Below are 20,444 nucleotides of genomic sequence, written 5' to 3'. Positions count from 1 at the left end.
GCCTCCGACCGGTGTGCGCGTGGTCAGTGGCGGCGGACCGCCTCCTCCACGAGGTCGAGCACCGGGCCCAGGTCACCGGCCGGCCGGCCCATGGCCAGGTGCAACACCAGGCCGTCGTAGGCCAGCTCCAGGAACTGGGCCAGCACGTCAATGGGTACGTCCTCGCGCAGCACGCCGGCGTCGCGCTGGCGGGCCAGCCGGTCCCGGGTCGCCTCCGCTATCGCGGCGGACCGCTCCGCCCACCGTCGGGCGAACGCGGGGTCGGTGCGCAGCCGCCGGGAGACCTCCAGTTGGCTGCCCAGCCAGCCGGTGGTGTCGGGGGAGACGGCGCGGGCGAGCAGATCGCGCATCACCTGCACCAGGCCGTTGCGGGCCACCGTCTCGACCATCGCCGCGGCGTCGTCCTCGGCGACGGCGAGGAAGAGCGAGTCCTTGTCGCGGAAGTGGTGGAAGATCGCGCCACGGGACAGTCCGGTGGCCTCCTCGAGGCGGCGTACTGTCGCCCCCTCGTAGCCGAGCCGGGCGAAACACGCCCGGGCCGCGGCGAGGATCTCCTGCCGGCGAGCGTCGAGCTGGTCCTGGCTTACTCTGGGCACACGTCGATCGTCGCAGGTCACACGGGGGCATGCAAACCGTACGTACGGCTTGGGATGTCGCCGATTACCATCGCCCGGTGACCCAGCCCCGCACAGTGCCCAGCTCCCCGCTGACAGTGGCCACCGTCCAGGCCACCCCCACGCCGGGCGACGTCGCCGGCAACGCGGTCATCGCCGCCGACCTGGTCCGTCGAGCCGGCGAGCGGGGTGCTCGGGTGGCCGTCCTGCCGGAGCTGTTCCTCTGCGCGTACCACCCGCCGGTCCTCGCTGCCGACCCGGCCGGCACCGACGTCGCGGCCGATCCGGCCGGGATGGTCGCGGATCCCCGGCTCGACCCGCTGCGCGTCGCGGCGCGAGAGGCCGGTGTGACCGCGCTGGTCGGCGCGGCCGTCCGGCACCCGGACGCTCGGCGGACCATCGCGGCGCTGGTGGTGGACCGGACCGGCGAGGTGCGGGTCGGGTACGACAAGCAGCAGTTGTGGGGCGACGAGCGGGAGCTGTTCACCCCCGGCGATCGGGGTGCCACGCTGCTCGTCGACGACTGGCGGCTCGGGCTGGGCATCTGCTACGACGGCTGTTTCCCCGAGCACGGCCGAGCCGCCGCCCTCGACGGCGCACACGCCTACCTGTGCCCCAGCGGATACCTGGCCGGCTCCGAGCACCGCCGGGATCTCTACTACGCCGCACGTGCCCTGGACAACACGATGTTCGTGGTCTTCGCCAACGCGGTCGGCGGTGTCGACCCGTGGCGGTTCAACGGCGGTGCGGCCATCTACGACCCCGAGGGACGGGTGCTGGCCCGCGGGGCGGACGGCGGCACTGCGGTGCTCGTGGCGACGCTGGATCCCGTCGTGCTCGCGGCCACCCGCACGGCCCACTCGATGCTCGTCGATCGGCTGTCGGACCAGGGCGGCCCGCGGCTGTCGATGCCTGGCTGAGCCCTTCGTCAGCTCGATACCCGCCGCATCTGTTGGCGGACACGTCGGTCCCGTAGGGTGCCCGAGTGCCACTGCTCCTGCTGGACCTGGACAACACCCTGCTGGATCGGGCCGGGCCGTTCCGCCGCTGGGGTGAGCGCTTCCTGGACAGCATCGGCGCGCCCCACACCGACATCGACTGGCTCTTGTCGATCGACGCCGACGGTCTGACCGACCGCTGGGACCTCGCCGACGCCATCCGGGACCGTTACGAGCTGCGCATTCCCTCGATCGACCTCGTCGAGGAGCTGCACGACGGGGTGGTGGCGCAGACCCGGCTCGACCCCCTGACCGCCTGCGCGCTGCGGATCGCCGACGACGCCGGCTGGGTGCCGGTGGTGGTCTGCAACGGCACCGTACGCGTCGAGGACGCCAAGATTCGCCAGACCGGGCTGGACCAGTACGTCGCGGACTGGGTGATCTCCGAGGAGGCCGGCGTCAGCAAACCCAACCCGAGAATCTTCGCGCTCGCCGCCCAGCGGGTCCGGATGCCGCTGCGGGGGGCGTGGGTGATCGGCGACAGCCCGGAGGCGGACATCGGCGGCGCCGCCGCCGTCGGGCTGCCCAGCGTCTGGCTGCACCGCGGGCGGACCTGGTCGGACGTCCGGTTCGCGCCGAGCCGCACCGTGGACGGGTTGATCGCCGCGGTCGCCACCGTCCTGGCCCGCTGAGGGTCTTCGCGCCGCCGGTCGGATGTCCGAGCGACCGTTCGGTAATTCGGTTGACCGGCGGACGTGGTGGTACGAGCATTGTCCGCGCATGGTGCATCCCGGGCGTGGGCCCGGTCGAGGAGAGGGGGTCGGTCATGGCCGTCTTTGCAGGTCGCTTCCAGCTGCCTATCTCAGCCTCGACCAAGGGAACCTCACCACAGTGCGCGATCATGACCTTCCGGCGCTCGAGCGCCGCCGCGGCAAGAGCCGCTTCGACGACGACGAACCGCAGTTTCTGAAGCGCGGGCGGCCCACCGAGCCGCTCGCCGACCCGGACAGTGAGCCCGACCCGGACACCGGCGAGCGCTGGTCGTCCTGGGACGACGCCGTGCACGGGCCACAGCCGCACCCCGCCTGGCTGGTCACCGAGTTGGCCGCCAAGGACACCGAGTTGGGTGTGTTGAAGACCGGCAAGGAGGCGGACGTCCACCTGGTCCGTCGGGCCGTGCCGGACACCGACCGGTCCTGCCTGCTCGCTGTGAAACGCTACCGCGATCCCGAGCACCGGTTGTTCCACCGCGATGCCGGCTACCTGGAGGGCCGTCGGGTGCGCCGGTCCCGGGAGAACCGGGCGATGGCCGGGCGGACGGCGTTCGGCCGGCAGATGATCGCCGGGCAGTGGGCGGCGGCCGAGTTCGCCGCGCTGAGCCGGCTCTGGGAGATCGGCGCCGGGCACGACCGGATCGCCGTGCCGTACCCGGTGCAGGTGCGGGGCACCGAGCTGATGCTGGAGTTCGTCGGTGACGCCGAGTCGGGGGAGGCGGCGCCCCGGCTGGCCCAACTGCGCCCCGACCCGACCGAGTTGCGTGACCTGTGGGCCCAACTGGTGGAGGCGCTGCGGGTGCTGGCGCGGGCCGGCTACGCGCATGGCGACCTGTCGCCGTACAACCTGCTCGTGCACCAGGGTCGGCTGGTCGTGATCGACCTGCCGCAGGTGGTCGACGTGGTGGCGAACCCGCAGGGGCCGGAGTTCCTGGCCCGCGATGTGCGGGTTGTCGGCGCCTGGTTCGCGGCCCGGGGTCTTCCCGCCGAGCAGGTGGACCCCGGCCTGTTGACCGGCGAGCTGCTGCGCGAGGCGGGCCTGCGCTGATCGGAGCGGGTCGGGCGGCCACACCGCCCGACCCGCCATGCCGGCTATTGCAGGTAGCGCTCCACCTCGGGCTTGGGGCGTTCGCCCTGGGCGTCCGGGTCGCCGTGGGTCTCCCGGGCGGCCCGTCGGCGGCGCAGCAGGTCCCAGCACTGGTCGAGGGACTCCTCCAGGGCGCGCAGTCGCTCGCTGGTCTCGCCCTCGGTGCCCGACTCGTGGGCCTGGGCGTCGGCACGCAGCTTGTGTTCCTCGTCGACCAGCTCGGAGATCCGGTTCAGGATGGTCTTGTCGTCCATGTCACAGAGCCTGGCACAGGGTGCCGGGCATCGCCCGGATTCGGGGGTACCGGTGCGTCCTGGCTCACCGCCCGCACCGGCCAGCCCGAGGCCGCCCGTCCGGTGCCGATGCCGCAGCCAGGTCGGCGGCATCGCGGCCGTTTCGCCCCACAGCGCTGGGTCGTCGGCGCACCCGGCGTGGTGTCGTTCCTGAGTATCCATTCAGGATTCCCACAAGGTTCATACATCGACGAACGTGCACGCGCTTAGATGGAAATTGCGCCGTCCGCAAGTCTGGAGGTGCCCCTCGTTTGGTGAGATGCTTCCGGCGGCCCAGAAGGTGAAAGTTTCATCAACCCGCGCGACCGAAGTGGACCGCTGCGGTCGCCGGGACGACGAGGAGACGTGGTTCGATGTCACAGGTGTCCGAGGCGCGCCCTGTCACCGTCAGCACCGAGCCCCGGACGATCCCGTTACGAAGCGCTCTACCGGCACTGGTCCGCGATCCGCTGGGCGCGCTGGTCGACTTCGCCCAGGACGCCGACGGCGACGTCGTCCGGCTCAACCTCGGCTCGTTCCGCCCCTATCTGGTCAGCCATCCTGAGCACCTGCAACGCGTCCTGCGCGACAACGTTGCCAACTACACCCGGGACGGCGACGGGTTGCTCTGGCGACCCGTGCGCCGAATCGTCGGTGACGCCATCCTGGTCGCCGAGGGTGAGATCTGGGAGTCCAGCCGAGGCGCGCTGCAACCGTTGTTCACCGCCAAGCGGGCCGAGACGCTCGTCGACAAGATGGCCGAGGCGATCAACGAGGCGGTCGACGAGTGGCTCGAACCGGCGCTCGCCGGTCGGCCGATCGACGGCGGCGCCGAGCTGACCCGGATCGTCCTGCGCACCACGATGCGGGTCCTCTTCGCCGACCGGATCTCGGTCCCCGACGCCCTACGGATCAGCGCCGCGCTGAACACCCTCACCACAGCGATGCTCCCCCGGCTACTGATGCCCGCCGTGCCGTACGCGGTCCCGATCCCCGGCGACCGGCGCTTCCGCGACGCGGTGCGCGCCATCGACGAGGTGGTGCTGCCGATCATCCGGGAGGCCCGGGCCCATCCGACCGACGGCGACGACATCATCTCCACGCTCTGCCGGCCACGCGCCGACGGCAGCGAACCCGACGAGTACGCGATCCGCGGCGACGTGGTCGCGATGTTCTCCACCGCCACCGAGACCACCATCGCCCTGCTCTCCTGGCTCTGGCCGGTCCTGGCGTCCCGGCCCGACGTGACCGAGCGGATGACCGACGAGATCGAACGGGTGGTCGGCACCGAACGGGTCGGCCGCGAACACCTGCCCCACCTGCGCTACGGCCGGATGGTGCTCGACGAGATGCTGCGGCTCTACCCGGCCGGCTGGATGATCCCGCGCACCGCTGTCGGTGCCGACGTGCTGGGCGGGGTGCGGATCAAGGCCGGCGGCACCGTGCTGGTCAGCCCGTACGTCACCCAGCGGATGTCGACGTTCTGGACCGACCCGGCGCTCTTCGACCCGGAGCGGTTCGCGCCGGAGTTGCCCCGGCGGCGCTACCGCTACTCCTACTTCCCGTTCGGCGGGGGCCCGCACCAGTGCCTCGGGCAGTACCTGTTCCTGTTGGAGGCGCAGCTCATCGTCAGCACCGTGCTGAGCCGCTACCGCTTCCGGTTGCGCGAACCAGCCGACCTCACACCTCGGATGGGCGCCTCGCTGCAACCCAAGCAGCGCGCCGAGGTCATCCTCACCCCGGTCGAGCGCCCGGCCGCATCGTGATGGAGACCCCGCCTCCGGCGCGGGCCGGTCAGGACGCGGTCGCCGAGCAGGGTCGGGTGTGCGCGCTCGCCGTGCGCGGCGTACGCGACCTCCAGGGCGTCACCGCCGCCCACCCGGAGCTGTTCGACGCCGCGCCGTTCGACCCGGCGCTGCTCAGCTCGGTGGCCACAGTGGTCGCCTTCATCGCGCCCTGGCACACCGCCGCCGAACTGCGGATCACCACCCGTACCGTGCTCTGGGTCTTCGCGGCCGACTGGCAGGTCGACTACCTCGCCCGGTCGGTGGACGACGTCCGGCAGGTGGTGAACGACTGCCTGGCGGTGGCCGACGGCGCGGCGCCGCCACCGGGGCGACACCTGGCCCGGCTGCTGGCCGACCTGCGCGACGAACTGGCCACCGTGCCGGCGTTCGCCCGGCTACGCCCGATCTGGCGCGACGAGCTGGCGCGGATGCTCGCCGCCGGGGCTCGGGAGTGGGACTGGAAGAACCTGCCGACCGACCCGACCACCGGGCGACGCCTGCCGGACCTGGACCGCTACCTGGAGAACGCCGACAACTCCGGCAGCTCCTTCGTCAACGTCACCCACTGGATAGCCACCGGCGACGAGAAGACCCTCGCCCAGTTGACCGACCTGCTGGACGCCGGACGTGGCGTGCAGCGGGTGCTGCGGCTGGTCAACGACCTCGCCACGCAGAAGCGCGACGCCGAGTGGGGTGACCTGAACGCGCTTTCGCTGGTCGACGACCCGGCGCAGGTGCACGACCGGCTGGCCGAGCTGACCGCCCGGTCCCGGGGAGATCTGGCCGCCCTCGCCGAGCGGTGCCCCCGCCAGGCGGACTACCTCAACCGGCAGATCTCCTTCACCGGCGGCTTCTACCAACTGTCGGACTTCTGGGGGGAGCGCGATGAGTGACTGCGCCACCCGGGTGCTCGCCGACGCGGCGACCACCGCTGCCGCAGTCACCACCACCACCGCCCCGGTCGCCGACGCCGCCCGCGAGTTGATCGCCGGCCTTGGCCTGCGGCCGTGGGGGCAGGTCGCCGCGTCGGTGTACGAGACCGGGCGGCTGGTCGCCGTCGCTCCCTGGCTGACCGGGGACCACCAGCGGATCGCGTTCCTGCTGCGCGGTCAGCGCCCGGACGGGGCGTGGGGCCCACCCGAGGGGTACGCCCTGGTGCCGACGCTGAGCGCCACCGACGCGCTGCTCGCGGCACTGGCCGACGGCAGGGCCGGGACGGAGCTGCTCGCTCCGGTGGCCCGTGGGCTCGGCGCGCTCGTCGGGACGCTGCTCCCCGGCGACGCCCGGAATCTGCCGGACACCCCCGCGCTGGACCTCATCGTCCCGGCGCTTGTCGACACGATCAACGACCGGCTCGCCGGGCTGGAGCGGGCCACCGCCGCCCGACTGCCCCGCCCACCGTTGCCGCTGCCCACCGGGCTCACCCGGGACCGGCTGCGCGCGGTGCGGTCCGCGGTCGCCGCCGGAATGACGCTGCCACCGAAGCTGGCCCACTTCTACGAGATCCTGGACGCGGTACCCACCGACGCCGGCCCCACGCTCACAGCGGTCGGCGCGTCACCCGCCGCGACCGCGGCCTGGCTGACCGCGGCCGGCCCGGCCGCCGGCCCCACCGCGCACGCCTTCCTGCGGGCGTTGATCCGGGACGGAGGCGGTCCGGTGCCCTGCCCGGCGCCGATCACCGTCTTCGAGCGGGCCTGGGTGCTCAGCGGCCTGCACCGGGCCGGGATCACGATCAACCCACCGGCCTCCGTCCTGGAGAGCCTGACCGCTGCCACCGCCGGCCAGGGAATCGCCACCGGCGACGGGCTGCCGACCGACGCCGACACCACAGCGGTGAGCCTCGTCGCGTTGGCCCGGCTCGGCCGTCCGGCGGACCCGGCCAGCCTGTGGGCGTACGAGACGGCAGACGGTTTCTGCACCTGGCCGGGGGAGGACGGCTTCTCGGTCACCACCAACGCCCACGTGCTGGACGCCTTCGGTCAGCGCCTGACCCGGCACCCGGACGCGGGGGAGCGCTATCACCGGGCGGTCGACCGGCTGAGCGCGGTGCTGACCGGGCACCAGCGCGCTGACGGCGCCTGGCAGGACCGGTGGCACGCCTCGCCGTACTACGCCACCGCCTGCTGCGTGCTGGCACTGGCCGAGTTCGGGCGGGGTGCGGCCGCCGCCGAGGCGGTGGATCGGGCGGCCGGTTGGGTGTTGAACAGCCAGCGCCCGGACGGTTCGTGGGGGCGGTGGGACGGCACCGCCGAGGAGACCGCGTACGCCCTCCAGGTGCTGCTGACGGTGCCGACGACGGTGCCACGGGTCGACGACGCCGTGGCGCGTGGACACGCCTACCTACACGAATCCGCTGACCGGGAGCACCCTCCACTGTGGTACGGCAAGGAGCTGTACTGTCCGACCGTCATCGTTAGCGCCGCGGTGCTCGCCGCCTGTCGACTGGCCAGCATCCGTGCTTCCGGCGTGGACCGATCGGTGGTGGATTGCGGTTACCGGTCAACAAAAACAGCAACTTGAGGGGTTGTGTGGACACTGCTAGCGTACGCAGAGCCTCAGCCCCGGATGGCCCGCTGTGGTGGGACGTCGCCCCCTCTGATCATTCGTTGATGAGCTGAGTCAACGCCCGGCCTGGGACGGTTCAATGCGTTCTCGCGGTACGAGTATCCGCACCAAGGTTGTCGCCCTGCTGCTCTCCCTGGTCGCGCTCTGGATGTTCGCGGCGTGGGTGACCCTGCGCGACGGCTTCAACCTGCTCGGTGTCCAGCTGATCAACAGCAAGGTCTACGCGCCGAGTGAGCCGTTGTTGCAGGAGCTCCAGGTGGAGCGGCGGTTGAGCCAGGCGTACCTGAGCAACCCGGAGGCCGCGCAGCGGACGGCTCTCGAGGCCGAACACCGCAAGACCGTGCAGCTGGCCGCCGACTTCGCCGACTCGGTGCGCAACTGGCAGGTCGACGTCGCCGGCAGCTCCGCACTGGACACGCAGCTCGGTATGACGATCGCCCAGGTGAACACCCTGGAGCGGACCCGCGCGGAGGTGCTGGACCGCAAGATCGACCGGATCGCCGCCGCTGAGTCGTACACCGACGCGATCGAGTCGATCTTCCAGATCTACGACGTGACGGGCAGCCTGGACGACAAGCAGATCGCCGGCGAGGCCAGGGCCCTGATCCAGCTCAACCGGATGAAGGAGCTGATCTCCCAGGAGGACGCGCTGCTCAGCGGCCTCTTCGGCAACGGCCGGATGAGTGGGCCGGAATACGTCCGTTACACCAGCCTGGTCGCCGCGGAGCGGTTCCTCGGCGAGGAGGTCCGGGTCCGCCTCGCCGACGCCGACCAGCGCCGTTACCAGCAGCTCGTCGAGGGTGAGGCGTTCACCCGACTGCGGGCCGTGCAGGACAGCATCATCCGCGAGGGCCGGCCGTCGACCCAGTTGCCGGTCGGCGCCGAGCAGTGGCGGGGCACCGTCGAGCCGGCGCTGGCCGAGGTGAACGACACGGTGACCACCGGCGGCGAGGGCATCGTGGACCGGGCCACCGGCGTCGCCGTGATGGTCGTCGTCCGGCTGGTGCTCGCCACCGGCCTCGGCCTGCTCGCCGTCATCGCCTCGGTCGTCGTCTCCATCACCACGGCCCGGACGCTTCTGCGCCAGCTCGAACGGCTGCGGCAGGCCGCCTGGCAGCTCGCCGACGAGCGGCTGCCCCGCGTCGTCCAGCGGATCGGCCGAGGCGAGGAGGTCGACGTCGCCACCGAGGCGCCCCCGCTGGAGTTCGGCACCGACGAGATCGGCCAGGTCGGCAAGGCGTTCAACGCCGTCCAGGAGACCGCCCTGCGCACCGCCGTCGAGCAGGCCGACCTGCGTCGCAACGTCCGCGAGGTCTTCCTGAGCCTGGCCCGACGCACGCAGGCGCTCGTCCACCGCCAGCTCACCCTGCTCGACGCGATGGAGCGCCGCGAGCACGACGCGGAGGAGCTGGAGGACCTGTTCCGGGTCGACCACCTGGCCACCCGGATGCGGCGCAACGCGGAAAACCTGATCGTGCTCTCCGGCTCCACCCCCGGTCGGGCCTGGCGGCGCAACGTCCCCATTGTTGACGTGGTGCGCGGCGCCGTGGCCGAGGTGGAGGACTACACCCGGGTCAACGTGCTGCCGCTCGGGCCGGTCTCGCTCGCCGGCCGCGCGGTCGGCGACGTGATCCACCTGCTCGCCGAGCTGATCGAGAACGGCCTGTCGTTCTCCCCGCCACACACGACCGTCGAGGTCCGCGGCCAACTGGTCTCCAACGGGTTCGCCATCGAGATCGAGGACCGGGGCCTCGGCATGAGCGAGGAGGACCTGGCCGCGGCGAACCACCGGATCGTCGACCAGTCCGAGCTGAACCTCGCCAACGCCGCCCGCCTGGGGCTCTACGTGGTGAGCCGGCTGACCGAACGGCACGGCGTGCGGGTACGGCTCAAGGAGTCCGCGTACGGCGGCACCACGGCTGTCGTGCTGATCCCGCTGGAGTTGGTCACCGAGACCGGCGCCTCCCCGGAGGACTCCGGCTCGTTCCGGACCGGCTCGGCCATCGCGATGCCGTCGGCGCCGGCCCCTGACACCGGCCGTCCGGCGTCCCTCGCACCGGTCGCGCTCGCCGCACCGACGACCACCGCGTCGGAGGTGGCGGTGACCTCGGCGGCGCCGATGCCGTCCGACGCCACCGCGCCGGCCACTGACGAGGAGGCCGAGGCGGACGCCGTTCTCCCCACCCGACAGCGGACCACCCCGGCGACCGGCGTCCCCGACCTGCCCACCCGCGCCCGGCGCGGGCCGGCTCAACCAGCGCTGGAAGCCCCGACCGTGCCCACCGGCCTGCCCGCCGTCGACCGCACCCGCCCGGAGACCCCCGACGCGGAGCCGGCCGCGGCCGGTGACGACAGCCCGGTGCCCGCCGGCGCCGATGCGGAGCGGACCGACTCCGGCCTGCCCGTCCGGGTTCGACAGGCGAACATCGTTCCCGAGTTGCGAGACGACCCGGCGGTGTCCGAAAGCGACGACGAGGATGTGGTGCGCCCACCGGAGCAGGTTCGCCGGATGATGAGCTCCTACCAGACCGGCACCCGGCGTGGGCGGACCGACGCGGCTCGCCTGCTCGGCGGCGCCTCCGGCACCCCGGCGGCGACGCCGTCCGAGCCGACCGACGAGGATCCACAAGCGACCTGACCGAGCACCGACGACGCGGGTTGCCGCGCGGTGTGACGGTCGAGCCCAGACGAACAACGGCGCACAGCCGGGCGAGAAGAGGACGACGAAGTGACCCAGAAGACGGCTTCGAGCGCCGACCTGACGTGGTTGCTGGATGACCTGGTGGGCCGGGTGAAGCAGGCCGAACACGCGGTCGCGCTCTCCACCGACGGCCTCTTGATGGCCTCCTCCCAGGGGTTGAGCCGGGACGACGGCGAGCACCTCGCAGCGATGGCCGCCGGCATCCAGAGCCTCGCCCGAGGCGCCGGCAAGCGTTTCGGTGGTGGGCAGGTGCAGCAGACCATCATCGAGATGCAGTCGTCGTTCCTGTTCGTCACCGCGGCCGGCCGCAACGCCTGCCTGGCGGTACTGGCCAGCGAGGACGCCGACGTCGGCCTGATCGCCTACGAGATGGCGATGCTGGTCACCCGCGTCGGCAAGTACGTCGCATCACCGTCGCGCGGCACTGATCAGCAGGTCGGCGAGAGGTAGCGGCGATGACCGTCCAGGGGGAGTCCGCAGACCATCAGTGGGTGGATGACCACGCGGGTCCGGTGGTGCGTCCGTACGCGGTGACGCGTGGTCGGGCCCGCCCGGTCACCGGCACCTTCGACCTGATCTCCCTGGTCACGGCGACCCGAGCCGAGGTCACGCCCGAGGTCGGTCTCGGTCCCGAGCATTTGGCGATTGTCGGGCTGTGCCAACGCATACAGTCCGTCGCCGAGATCGCCGCCCATCTCGACCTGCCGGTGGGCACCATCCGGGTGCTCCTCGGTGATCTGGCGGCCCGCAGCCTGGTGCAGGTCCGCGAGCCGCAGACCACGGCCGGTCTTCCCGACAACAGCATCTTCGAGGCGGTAATCAATGGACTACGGGCACTCTGACCGGCCGGCGGGAGCGACGCCACTGCCCACCGCGATCAAGATCCTGGTCGCGGGCGGCTTCGGCGTGGGCAAGACGACAATGGTTGGCGCGGTCAGCGAAACCCGGCCGTTGCGCACCGAGGAGGTGCTGACGGAGTCGGGGGTCGGCATCGACGACCTGTCCGGGGTGGAGAGCAAGACCACCACCACCGTGGCCATGGACTTCGGCCGGATCACCATCAGCGATGATCTGGTGCTGTACCTTTTCGGCACGCCGGGGCAGGACCGGTTCTGGTTCGTCTGGGACGAGTTGGCGTTGGGGGCGATCGGCGCTGTGGTGCTGGCCGACACCCGCCGGCTCGCCGACTGCTTCCCCTCCATCGACTACTTCGAGGGTCGGGGCACGCCCTTCGTGGTGGCGGTGAACTGCTTCCAGGACGCCCGGAAGTACCGGCTCGACGAGGTGCAGGCCGCGCTGAACCTGGACCCGGGTGTGCCGGTGCTGCTCTGCGACGCCCGGCAGCGTGAGTCCAGCAAGGAGGTGCTCGTCACGCTGATGGAGCACGCCATGAAGACCCGCGAGGCCCGTCGTCGCGCCGCCAACGGAGACTGACCGAAGTTTTTCGGGGGAGGGTGTCCGGAACGCCGCCCGCCGATCGTCATGCTGGCGACACCCCGAGAAACCAGGGAGCGACCAGATGAAGTACATGATGTTCGTTTGCAGCGACACCGAGCCGGACACCGACCCCACCGAGCTTCCCGACATCCACAAGTGGGTGGCGGAGAACGACTCTCGTGGCCGCCGCCTGACCGGCAACGTGTTCGCGTCGACCAGCGCGGCCACCACCGTCCGTGTTCGCGACGGTGAGCTGCTGGTCTCCGAAGGGCCGTTCGCGGAGACCGCCGAGGTGATCGTGGGCTTCGACCTGCTCGACTGCGCTGACCTGGACGAGGCGATCGAGGTGGCCCGCACCCACCCGATGGCCCGCGAAGGGCGACTGGAACTGCGTCCGTTCGCGGACCTGTCCGACTGACCGAGTTGTCCACCTCGCAGCGCCGGCCGGTGCGCACCCCGGCACCGGCCGTCGCGGCGGCGGAGGCCGTCGCGGCCGCCAGCGTCGAGGCGTACCCCCGGATCGTCGCGACCCTGATCCGGGTGACCGGGGACTGGGCGTTGGCCGAGGACTGCGCCCAAGAGTCGTTGACCGTCGCGCTGGAGCGGTGGCCCACCGACGGGGTGCCGGCCAACCCTGGCGGCTGGCTCATGACGGTGGCACGCAACCGGGCGATCGACGTGCTGCGGCGGGCCACAGTGGAGCGGCGCAAGCTGCACGACCTGGCGTTGCTCACACCAGACGAGGCGCAGCCCGAGCCCGAGATCAGGCAGGACGTGGTGGACGACCGGCTGCGCCTCATCTTCACCTGCTGCCATCCGGCGCTCGCGCTCGAGGCCCGGGTGGCGTTGACGCTGCGAACCGTCTGCGGCGTGCCGACCGCTGACATCGCGCGCCTGCTGCTGGTCAGCGAGTCGACGATGACCCGGCGGTTGACCCGGGCACGCACCCGCATCGCCCAGGCCGGCATCCCGTACCGGGTGCCGAGCGGGCCGGCGCTGACCGAGCGGCTGCCCGGCGTCCTCGCCGTGCTGTACCTGCTGTTCACCCGGGGCTACGTCGCCGACGGCGAGCCGGCCTTCGCCGACGAGGCCGTCCGGCTAGCCCGCCTGCTCGACCGGCTGATGCCCGACCAGTCCGAGGTCGCCGCGTTGCTCGCCCTGGTGCTGTTCCAACACTCCCGTCGAGACGCCCGCCGCGACGCCGACGGCAACCTGCTCACCCTGGAGCGGCAGGACCGCGACCGGTGGGACCGGGCCGCCATCGCCGAGGGCCTGGCCGCCCTCGAACGGGTACGCCACGACGGGCCGTACGCGTGGCAGGCCCGGATCGCCGCCTGCCACGCCACCGCCGTCTCGGCCGACGCGACCGACTGGCCGACGATCGCGCGGGCCTACGACGCGCTCGCCGACCTCCGCCCCTCACCGGTGATCGCGCTCAACCGCGCTGTCGCGCACGGCTACGCGTACGGGCCGGCCGCCGGGTTGGTACTGCTCGACGCGGCGCGCGCCGGTGGCGGGTTGGACGGCTATCCGCTCGCCGTGGCGGTGCAGGCCGATCTGGTGGCCCGGCAGGGCGACCGGCCGCGTGCGGCCGGACTGTTCCGGGAGGCGGCGGCAGCGGTGGGCTCAACAGCCGAGCGCCGTGCGCTGCTCGACCGGGCCGACGAACTCACCCGGTAGCGGAGCGGCAACGCGCCACCAGGAGCGGTACGTCGGTCATCTGGACCGGCACCGCCTCGCCGATCAGGGAGTTGGTGAACTGCCAAACCAGGCACCACCACTCCATGATCGACGTGCCGGGTCCGTCCCCCGCTCCGCGATCTTGCACTTTCTGTCCCGACACAAGGGGCATAACCGCTCATGTCGACGACCGAAACTGCAAGATCGGCGCGATCTTCTCGGTTGAGCCGTCACAGTCCTGACGCAACGGTGCTGACTTGCACGGTAGGGCCGCATGGTCGACCGCGGAGAGGGTCAGCCGCGCTTGGCCAACACCAGGAACCCGGTCCAGGCCGCCGGAGTTTTTCCGGATCACCCGCCGGGCGATCCGCGACCTGCGCGGCCAGCCGGGCGGCCCCGGTCCGGTCGCCATTGTCCGCCGTTTGCTCACCGACGAGGAGGCCCGCGCGGTCGCGCCGCGGCTGCGCTGAGCGGTCACCCCGACGGGTGCCGGGCCCTGATCGACCGGGTCGAGGACCCCGTCAGCGAGCGAGCGAGAGTCACGCCACCAGGATCGGCACGTCGTACTTCTGGATGCGGTCGTCCCGGGTCACCAGGGTCAGCCCTTCGTGTAGGGCCTGCGCGACCAGCATCCGGTCGAAGGGATCCCGGTGGATCGCCGGCAGCCGACCAGCCGCGATGGCGTGATCGTGGCGGATGGGGAGTTCCCGCAGTTCGGCGTCACGGAGCCGTTCGGCGAGGTCGGCCGGACCGGCCAACGTGCCGAGCGACTGTTTGATCGCGACCTCCCACAGCGTGACCGGGCTCAGGTACACATCGGGTTCGGTGTCGATGCGGTCCTTGATGTCCGCAGCGAGGAGCGGGTCGTCGGTTAGCCACCAGAGCACCACGTGCGTGTCGAGCAAGAGCCTCATCCGGACAGCCCGAAGCCACGAGCAACCTCATCGTTGACCTCGTCGGAATTCCAGTCACCGGTGAGATCCAGCGAACCGCGCAGAGACCCGCGACCGGTGCGTGTCGTACGACGAAGAGGAATGACCTTGGCGACCGGGTTGCCAGCCCGGCTGATCACGATCTCCTCGCCATGCTCGACCCGTTCGATGATGCGTGACAGGTTCGTCTTCGCATCGTGAATGTTGAACTGCGCCGCAGCTTCACCGGCCACCGAGCCACCTCTCTAGCTAAGAGGTTAGCCCGTGGCGGGGCCCGGAACGAGGAACGACCCGGGAACGACACAGGCTCCTTCCCGCCCTCGGCGGGAAGGAGCCTGGTGACGTCGCACCCCCGTCGCCAATCCCGTCGGCGCGACCGGTGACCGATATGGTGGCCGCATGGAATTGCCGTTCGTGGTTGCGCTGCGCGGTTATGACATGCGTCAGGTCGAGAGTCTCTTGGCCGAGGTCGATGGGGCTCTGGCTACCGACAGCGCTGTGGCACGGGCTGCCGCGCGAGACGCGCTGCGGGCGGCGACCCTGCGACGGCGGTTACGTGGCTACGACGTTCGGCAGGTGGATGCGGCGATAGACGAGCGACTCCGGGCGCTCTGACCGCAAGCCTTCCTCGGCGTGGACGGCGAAGGCCGCCCCCGCCGAAGCGGGAGCGGCCCTCGATCAGCCGTACGCGATCAGTTGGCGATCATGCGGCGCAGCACGTACTGCAGGATGCCGCCGTGCCGGTAGTAGTCCGCCTCACCGGGGGTGTCGATCCGCACCACGGCGTCGAACTCCACGCCGGTGTCGGTGCTGACCAGCACGGTGCGGGGGGTCTCACCGTCGTTCAGGGCGGTCACCCCGGTGATGGTGAACGTCTCGGTGCCGGTCAGGCCAAGCGACTCGGCGGTGACGTCCACCGGGAACTGCAGCGGCAGCACGCCCATCCCGATCAGGTTCGAGCGGTGGATGCGCTCGTACGACTCGGCGATGACCGCCCGGACGCCCAGCAGCATCGTGCCCTTGGCCGCCCAGTCCCGCGACGAGCCTGAGCCGTACTCCTTGCCGGCCAGCACGACCAGCGGGATGCCGGCCTCCTGGTAGGCCACCGAGGCGTCGTAGATCGAGGTCTGCTCGCCGGTGAGGTGGTTGACGGTGAAGCCGCCCTCCACCCCGGGCACCAGCTGGTTGCGCAGCCGGATGTTGGCGAAGGTGCCCCGGATCATCACCTCGTGGTTGCCCCGGCGGGAACCGTACGAGTTGAACTCGTGGCGCGGCACGCCGTGCTCGGCCAGGTACGAGCCGGCCGGGGAGTCCGCCTTGATCGCGCCGGCCGGCGAGATGTGGTCGGTGGTCACCGAGTCACCAAGCTTGGCCAGCACCCGGGCGGCGGAGATGTCGACGACCGGGCTCGGCTCCTGCTGCATGCCCTCGAAGTACGGGGGCTTACGCACGTAGGTGGAGTCGCTCTCCCAGGCGAAGGTGTCGCCGGTCGGGGTCGGCAGCGACTGCCACCGCTCGTCGCCGGCGAAGACATCGGCGTACGCGGCGCTGAAACCGGTGGCGCCGATCGCCTGGGCGATGACGTCCTGGATCTCGGCGCTGTTCGGCCAGATCTCGCGCAGGTAGACCGGGTTGCCCTCGGAGTCCTCACCGATCGGCTCGTTGGCCAGGTCGATGTCCATGGTGCCGGCCAGGGCGTAGGCGACCACGAGCGGCGGTGACGCCAGGTAGTTCATCTTGACGTCCGGGTTGATCCGGCCCTCGAAGTTCCGGTTGCCGGAGAGCACCGAGACCACCGACAGGTCGTGCTCGTTGACCGCGGCGGACACCTCCTCGGGCAGCGGGCCCGAGTTGCCGATGCAGGTGGTGCAGCCGTAGCCGACCAGGTTGAAGCCGAGCTTGTCCAGGTACGGGGTGAGGCCGGCCCGCTCGTAGTAGTCCATGACGACCTTCGACCCGGGGGCCAGGGTGGTCTTCACCCACGGCTTGCGGGTCAGGCCCTTCTCCACAGCGTTGCGGGCCAGCAGTGCGGCACCGATCATCACCTGCGGGTTGGACGTGTTGGTGCAGGAGGTGATCGCGGCGATCACCACGGCGCCGTGGTCCAGCTCGTACTCGACGCCGTCGGCGCCGGTGACCCGGACCGGGTTGCTGGCTCGGCCGCCCGCGCCCACCGCAGCGGTCTCCAGGTCACGCGGCTCGTCGGCCGGGTCGCTGAACTCGTTGGCCGGCGGGTCGCTGGCCGGGAAGGACTCGGCGCTGGCCTCGTCGGCCGGGCCGTTGGCGCCGCGCGGCAGCTCCTCGCGGGGGACACCCGGCTTGAGGTCACGCTCACCGACGGAGTCGTCGGCAACGTAGTCGGTCAACGCGGAGCGGAACAGCGTCTTCGCAGCGCCCAGCGGCACCCGGTCCTGCGGGCGCTTCGGGCCGGCGAGCGACGGCTCGATGGTGCCGAGGTCCAGCTCCAGGCGCTCGGAGTAGTCCGGCTCGGCGTCCGGGTCGTGCCAGAGGCCCTGCTCCTTGGCGTACGCCTCGACGAGCGCGACCTGCGCGGCGTCGCGGCCGGTCAGTTCCAGGTAGCGGATCGTCTCCGCGTCGATCGGGAAGATCGCCACGGTGGAGCCGTACTCCGGGGACATGTTGCCGATGGTGGCCCGGTTGGCCAGCGGCACGGCGCCCACACCGGGGCCGTAGAACTCGACGAACTTGCCGACCACACCGTGCTTGCGCAGCATCTCGGTGATGGTCAGCACCAGGTCGGTGGCGGTGGTGCCGGCCGGCATCTCACCGGAGAGCTTGAAGCCCACCACCCGGGGGATCAGCATGCTGACGGGCTGGCCGAGCATCGCGGCCTCGGCCTCGATGCCGCCGACGCCCCAGCCCAGCACGCCCAGGCCGTTGACCATGGTGGTGTGCGAGTCGGTGCCGACCACCGTGTCGGGGTACGCCTGGCCGCCCCGCTCCATGATGGTGCGGGCCAGGTACTCGATGTTGACCTGGTGCACGATTCCGGTGCCCGGCGGGACGACCTTGAACTCGTTGAACGCGGTCTGACCCCAGCGCAGGAACTGGTAGCGCTCCTTGTTGCGCTCGTACTCCAGCTCGACGTTGCGGGCGAACGCGTCCTCGCGGCCGAACAGGTCGGCGATGACCGAGTGGTCGATGACCAGCTCGGCCGGGGCGAGGGGGTTGACCTTGCTGGCGTCGCCGCCTAGGTCACGCACTGCCTCGCGCATGGTGGCCAGGTCGACCACGCAGGGCACGCCGGTGAAGTCCTGCATCAGGACCCGCGCCGGGGTGAACTGGATCTCCACGCTCGGGGCGGCGGTGGAGTCCCAACCGCCGAGCTGGCGGATGTGGTCGGCGGTGATGTTCGCGCCGTCCTCTGTCCGCAGCAGGTTTTCCAGCAGGATCTTCAGGCTGTACGGCAACCGCGCGTGGCCGTCCACCTTGTCGATCTTGAAAATCTCGTAGCTCGCGTCTCCGACGCGTAGCTGGGTCTTCGCACCGAAGGTGTCGAGGCTCGCCACGTCGTACTCCTTCACACCAGCGACCGTGAGTAGTCCTGAGCAGTCTGTCGCACCGGTCCGGGTGCCGCCGAGGTTAGGTGACACTTACCGCCCGATTCCGCTTCCAACAAAACCGTACGTCCGTCTTGCTATCTGCGCAACCTGACATCACGGCTCGGGTGACCCACGACCGCGCCGCGCCGTCGGGTCGGCGGGGTAGGGTCGGGGCCGATTCGGAAGGGGTGCCGAGTGATCGACGTTCAGCACTGGCTCTCGGCGCTGCCTCCGGGCGTGGTCTACCTGCTCGTCGCTGGCGTGATCGGCGTGGAGAGCATGGGCGTCCCGCTGCCCGGCGAGATCGTCCTGGTCAGCTCCGCCCTGCTCGCCGCCACCGGAGTGGTCGAGCCAGAGTGGGTGGCCAGCGCGGCGGCGTTCGGCGCCATCGTCGGCGACTCCGTCGGGTACGCCGTCGGCCGACGCGGCGGTCGTCCGCTGCTAGCCCGCCTCGGCAGACGCTTCCCCAAGCACCTCGGGCCGGCGCAGCTCGCCCGTGCCGAACAGAGCTTCGCGCGGCACGGCGTCTGGGCGGTGTTCTTCGGTCGGTTCGTGGCACTGCTGCGGATCCTGGCCGGCCCGCTCGCCGGGGCGCTGCACGTGCCGTACCGCCGCTTCCTGGTGGCCAACGCGGCCGGCGGGTTGGTCTGGGCCTTCGGCACGACGTACCTGCTCTACTCGGTGGGTCGGGCGGCCGAACACTGGCTGAAGGACATCTCCTGGGCCGGGTTGGTCCTCGCGGTGCTCGCCGGGCTCGGCAGCACCTGGTGGCTGCGCCGCCGCGCCCACCGCATCGAGTCGGCCGACGGTGCCTCCGGCGTGGCTGAGGTCGAGATGGCTTCCGGCGGTCAGTCCGTTGAGGTGGCTTCGGGCGGTCAGCCGGCTGTGGTCGCCCCCGGCGTTGAGTCGACCCACAGGGGCGAGCACTGACCTAGGCATGCCGAAGGGCCGGGCCCCGTGGTGGGGTCCGGCCCTTCGGTCATGTGCTGGTGGTGGTGTGGGGGTCAGCTGGTGGCGTAGCCGCGGGTGGCGATCCAGTCGGCGAGGTGCTCGACGCTGATCCAGTAGGAGGCGGTGTTCGGGTCGGCGGAGTCGGCGATCTTCACCGTGTCACCGTTGTCGCGGTAGCCGACGACGCTGATGTAGTGCCCGCCCTCGTAGGAGTGGGTGACACCGTCGGTGTCGGTGCTGGTGCCGGCGATGTTCGCGACCACGGCCCGGCCGTCGTCAACGGTCTTGACGATGTCGGCGCGCAGCTTGTCGGTCTGCGTGGCGTCGGCGTCGGGGGTGCTGATCTCCACCGACCGGTAGGCGTCAGCCTTGCCGGTTTCCTTGTTCAGGACGGGGGTGATGTCGTTGATGGAGTTGGTGCCGGCCTCGGTGGTGCCCATTTCCTTGGCCATGTCATCGACGTTGATGTTCTTACCCTGCACACTCAGGGCGTTACGGGTCGCGGCGGGCCCGCAGTAGTAGAAGTTCGGCTGCGCTTCGTAGCGCACACCGAGTTCCCGCTCGCCGTGGCCCTTGCGGTCGGTCTGGGTTTGCGTGGCCGGCTTGCCGCTGGTGGGTGCGGCGAACGCGGTGGTGACGGGGCCGGCGATGGCGCCGCCGGTGAAGGCGAGGCCGGCGGCGGTCAGGGCGGTCTTACGGATCAGATCGGTACGCATGATGGCGTGCTCCTCTGCATCGGGGGTGTGCCCGCACGGCACTCAACGGGGGGTGGTGCGACCGTGCGGGAAAGCTTGTGCCCGGCGACCCGCAACAAGGGGTCGGCGTCGGGACAGGGTGTAACCGTTCGCGGTGGCGGGTCATTCCCGCAGGGGGTCGGCCTGTTGCGGTGCTCGGCCGGACGGGGTGTGTAACCGGGGCGGCCTGGCGGGTGTTCCCGGCGGCTGCCGCGCCCCACGACCCGACAGTCGCGGTGGCATGCCAGGTATAACGACCCGGGCCGGCCGCCGATTCCGCCGTCGGGGTGGCCCCAACCACCCGACACCCCACGCCAAACCCCGACATACGACCCATCCGCTCGGCCGGCGAAACGGACACGGCGGCCACGACGGCGTGATCCACTCGGATTCACGGGAACTGCGGT

The 20,444-nt window shown here is 71.1% G+C and carries 20 protein-coding genes; 14 read left to right on the top strand and 6 right to left on the bottom strand.

Going from position 1 to position 20,444, the window contains the following annotated elements; translation table 11 throughout:
- Positions 1-23: 23 nt before the first annotated feature.
- A complete protein-coding gene (locus NIE111_RS01475; protein ID WP_091403732.1) occupies positions 24-596 on the bottom strand; it encodes a TetR/AcrR family transcriptional regulator in 573 nt (190 codons plus the stop codon).
- A gap of 77 nt (positions 597-673) precedes the next feature.
- Between NIE111_RS01475 and NIE111_RS01470 the strand changes: the two genes are divergently transcribed.
- From NIE111_RS01470 to NIE111_RS01460, 3 genes are all read left to right on the top strand, one after another.
- Complete coding sequence (locus NIE111_RS01470; RefSeq protein WP_238682663.1) at positions 674-1,534, top strand: carbon-nitrogen hydrolase family protein; 861 nt, start codon at positions 674-676, stop codon at positions 1,532-1,534.
- 65 nt (positions 1,535-1,599) lie between these two features.
- Positions 1,600-2,244, top strand: coding sequence for an HAD family hydrolase (locus NIE111_RS01465; protein WP_238682662.1), 645 nt, complete (start codon positions 1,600-1,602; stop codon positions 2,242-2,244).
- A gap of 199 nt (positions 2,245-2,443) precedes the next feature.
- Entirely contained in the window at positions 2,444-3,373 is a 930-nt protein-coding gene (locus NIE111_RS01460; protein ID WP_238682661.1) for a serine protein kinase RIO, read from the top strand.
- 44 nt (positions 3,374-3,417) lie between these two features.
- Here the strand turns inward: NIE111_RS01460 and NIE111_RS01455 are convergent, their stop codons facing one another.
- On the bottom strand, positions 3,418-3,666 hold the full coding sequence (locus NIE111_RS01455; protein WP_238682660.1) for a DUF2630 family protein: 249 nt from the start codon (positions 3,664-3,666) through the stop codon (positions 3,418-3,420).
- Between the two features lie 446 nt (positions 3,667-4,112).
- Here NIE111_RS01455 and NIE111_RS01450 point away from each other — a divergent pair, with 446 nt between their 5' ends.
- The 9 genes from NIE111_RS01450 to NIE111_RS01410 all read left to right on the top strand — a co-directional run bounded on the left by NIE111_RS01450 (position 4,113) and on the right by NIE111_RS01410 (position 13,857).
- A complete protein-coding gene (locus NIE111_RS01450; RefSeq protein WP_238682687.1) occupies positions 4,113-5,450 on the top strand; it encodes a cytochrome P450 in 1,338 nt (445 codons plus the stop codon).
- Entirely contained in the window at positions 5,450-6,364 is a 915-nt protein-coding gene (locus tag NIE111_RS01445; RefSeq protein WP_238682659.1) for a terpene synthase family protein, read from the top strand. The genes NIE111_RS01450 and NIE111_RS01445 overlap by 1 nt, the downstream gene beginning before the upstream one ends.
- Positions 6,357-7,994, top strand: coding sequence for a prenyltransferase/squalene oxidase repeat-containing protein (locus NIE111_RS01440; RefSeq protein WP_238682658.1), 1,638 nt, complete (start codon positions 6,357-6,359; stop codon positions 7,992-7,994). The genes NIE111_RS01445 and NIE111_RS01440 overlap by 8 nt, the downstream gene beginning before the upstream one ends.
- 124 nt (positions 7,995-8,118) lie before the next feature.
- Entirely contained in the window at positions 8,119-10,677 is a 2,559-nt protein-coding gene (locus NIE111_RS01435; RefSeq protein ID WP_238682657.1) for a sensor histidine kinase, read from the top strand.
- 90 nt (positions 10,678-10,767) lie between these two features.
- Complete coding sequence (locus tag NIE111_RS01430; protein ID WP_091403761.1) at positions 10,768-11,190, top strand: roadblock/LC7 domain-containing protein; 423 nt, start codon at positions 10,768-10,770, stop codon at positions 11,188-11,190.
- Positions 11,191-11,195: 5 nt separating this feature from the next.
- Positions 11,196-11,582 carry a DUF742 domain-containing protein gene (locus NIE111_RS01425; RefSeq protein WP_030337267.1) on the top strand — a complete coding sequence of 129 codons (387 nt, stop codon included), beginning with the start codon at positions 11,196-11,198 and terminating at the stop codon, positions 11,580-11,582.
- Complete coding sequence (locus NIE111_RS01420; protein ID WP_238682656.1) at positions 11,563-12,174, top strand: GTP-binding protein; 612 nt, start codon at positions 11,563-11,565, stop codon at positions 12,172-12,174. The genes NIE111_RS01425 and NIE111_RS01420 overlap by 20 nt, the downstream gene beginning before the upstream one ends.
- A gap of 85 nt (positions 12,175-12,259) precedes the next feature.
- Positions 12,260-12,595, top strand: coding sequence for a YciI family protein (locus NIE111_RS01415; protein ID WP_238681700.1), 336 nt, complete (start codon positions 12,260-12,262; stop codon positions 12,593-12,595).
- Positions 12,596-12,600: 5 nt separating this feature from the next.
- A complete protein-coding gene (locus NIE111_RS01410; RefSeq protein ID WP_238682655.1) occupies positions 12,601-13,857 on the top strand; it encodes an RNA polymerase sigma factor in 1,257 nt (418 codons plus the stop codon).
- 539 nt (positions 13,858-14,396) lie between these two features.
- Here NIE111_RS01410 and NIE111_RS01405 read toward each other — a convergent pair.
- Together NIE111_RS01405 and NIE111_RS01400 are read right to left on the bottom strand one after the other, a co-directional pair.
- On the bottom strand, positions 14,397-14,771 hold the full coding sequence (locus NIE111_RS01405; RefSeq protein WP_238682654.1) for a type II toxin-antitoxin system VapC family toxin: 375 nt from the start codon (positions 14,769-14,771) through the stop codon (positions 14,397-14,399).
- Entirely contained in the window at positions 14,768-15,022 is a 255-nt protein-coding gene (locus tag NIE111_RS01400) for a type II toxin-antitoxin system Phd/YefM family antitoxin (protein WP_238682653.1), read from the bottom strand. Before NIE111_RS01400 ends, NIE111_RS01405 begins: the two co-directional genes overlap by 4 nt.
- Positions 15,023-15,188: 166 nt before the next feature.
- On the opposite strand from NIE111_RS01400, the gene NIE111_RS01395 reads away from it, so the two are divergent.
- Complete coding sequence (locus NIE111_RS01395) at positions 15,189-15,404, top strand: hypothetical protein (protein WP_238682652.1); 216 nt, start codon at positions 15,189-15,191, stop codon at positions 15,402-15,404.
- A 77-nt stretch (positions 15,405-15,481) separates the two neighbouring features.
- Here NIE111_RS01395 and NIE111_RS01390 read toward each other — a convergent pair whose 3' ends face one another.
- Positions 15,482-18,334 carry an aconitate hydratase gene (locus NIE111_RS01390; protein ID WP_238682651.1) on the bottom strand — a complete coding sequence of 951 codons (2,853 nt, stop codon included), beginning with the start codon at positions 18,332-18,334 and terminating at the stop codon, positions 15,482-15,484.
- Positions 18,335-18,547: 213 nt separating this feature from the next.
- On the opposite strand from NIE111_RS01390, the gene NIE111_RS01385 reads away from it, so the two are divergent.
- Positions 18,548-19,282, top strand: coding sequence for a DedA family protein (locus NIE111_RS01385; RefSeq protein WP_238682650.1), 735 nt, complete (start codon positions 18,548-18,550; stop codon positions 19,280-19,282).
- 74 nt (positions 19,283-19,356) lie between these two features.
- Here the strand turns inward: NIE111_RS01385 and NIE111_RS01380 are convergent, their stop codons facing one another.
- Positions 19,357-20,019, bottom strand: a complete 663-nt coding sequence (locus NIE111_RS01380; RefSeq protein WP_238682649.1) for a C39 family peptidase — start codon at positions 20,017-20,019, stop codon at positions 19,357-19,359.
- Positions 20,020-20,444: the final 425 nt, after the last annotated feature.

It is taken from the genome of Micromonospora hortensis (genome assembly GCF_022230935.1).
Lineage (GTDB): Bacteria > Actinomycetota > Actinomycetes > Mycobacteriales > Micromonosporaceae > Micromonospora > Micromonospora hortensis.
The sequence above is the reverse complement of the archived record's forward strand: the minus strand, read 5'-3'. Positions and strand labels throughout refer to the sequence as shown.